This window comes from Lentibacillus populi, from assembly GCA_014642895.1.
In the GTDB taxonomy this organism is placed as follows: domain Bacteria; phylum Bacillota; class Bacilli; order Bacillales; family Amphibacillaceae; genus Lentibacillus_C; species Lentibacillus_C populi.
The window spans coordinates 1-1,639 of record BMJD01000101.1; the positions used below are offsets into that span (position 1 = coordinate 1).

The 1,639-nt window shown below is 42.6% G+C and carries 1 pseudogene; it reads right to left on the reverse strand.

Features of this window, described 5'->3' with window-relative positions:
* Nucleotides 1–111: 111 nt before the first annotated feature.
* A pseudogene (locus tag IEX12_RS23020) lies at nt 112–1,520 on the reverse strand (ISLre2 family transposase).
* Between the last annotated feature and the right edge of the window lie 119 nt (nt 1,521–1,639).

The following is a 1,639-nucleotide window of genomic DNA, read 5'->3' on the forward strand; positions in this document are numbered from 1 at the left end:
GGCATCATCATTTTGTACACTTTGTTCGGCTACCGCGCTGTCGCTTGCTGGCCCTGATGTTGTGGTAACGTTCTACAACCCAAGAACGTAACCCCAACATCAGGGTATTATTTATTTAAAGCTTTTAACTAAATGACCCATGGCTGTAGAATGAGCCGTATATAAGCCTATAGCGCCCTGTTTAACCCCCACTGATGGACGGGTTGGATTACGTAAAATCTCCGACATTCTTACAATCCTTTTCACTTCTCGTTGCTTTCTAGCACTTCTGTGTTGATGTTTTACATACACGTTCCGCAATGTTTGGTTTAGGATCCCTTGTTTCACTTTAACCATGGCTTCTCCGCCTTCTGAACTCCAATGCATGCCTCTCTTTTTCATGCGGAAAGAAATGTGCCTTTGATTGGATTCCATCGCTCCCAGGCTTCTTGCGCCCTTCGGTGGATTTTCTACTACTTCTCGCCAGTCGAAAATTCGCTCCCAGTTGTTTGTAATATACGTGCGAAATGCTTTTACCTTTTCTATTCTTTTTGCATCGTCTAAGGTGCTCTCATACGTATCTAGCCATAACATAAAATCATCCAGGTTATGATCTTTCAGTGCCTTTTTGATGCCATCCTTATACTCGCTCTGGCCGCCACCTAAAGCGCGATTTAACGCCTGTGAAACATGGTAATGATCTAGTTGATTCAAAACAGGTAAATTGGATTGGGAAAAGGCTTCTTGAAACTTCTCGGCTGTATATCCCAAACCTCCATCGCTATTTGTGACAACCTGTGTATCCTCAAGTGAATAGCAGTGAGCTGTAAGAGCTTGCACTTCCTTCCAAAAATCTGGCGTTGATTGTGTTGTCATAATTACTTTTGGTTCCCGTAAAGCTACTCGTTTCCCATTCCTCTCCCAACCTTCATGGACAACGGCATGACGCACTTCTAGGCTTTTTTTCTTCTCTTTACCACGCACAAAGACACCGTCTGCCTCCGCATAAAGATACTCCACCTTTTTCCCCTCTGGTAAGGAAGCCGCCTCATCCAATTCCGTCACCATTTCCTCATCTGCCTGTGCTTGTGCTTTTCCAACGCGCCTTACAATGTTTCCAACCGTTGTATGACTAAGATTAACTGCCGTCCATTCCTTTAATACACGTGCCGTTTCACGATAGGTACTTTCACTAGCCAACTCTGCCACTTTTACTTCCACCAATGGGCTATGTCGTTGGCTCTTTCTTAGCCCCAACCATTCATCGAAAGGGTAATGCGAATCTCCATTTTCATCAGCCATAAGCGTGTGACGAAAACGTACAGCCCCAAAGGTAAACTGGACGGTTTTCCAATCTTCTCGCTTCACTGTCCAACCCATGGCCTGTTATTTTCGTTTATGACCTGATTTAATCGTGTAAATACTTCCCCCAATACTGAAGCAAATACTTCATACATGAACAACCGAATGCTTTCCTCTAATTCAATTAAATTACCGGTATTCTTTATTAGTTCATTGATATTTGATATAATATTCCCCATGGAAAGGCCTCTCTCTGAAATGTATTTGCCTGGTCAAAGCATACATTTTATGATAGAGTGCCTTTTCTTTTTTTGCTAGAATATAGCTCAAATACCCTCGAGAAATATTTTACACATAG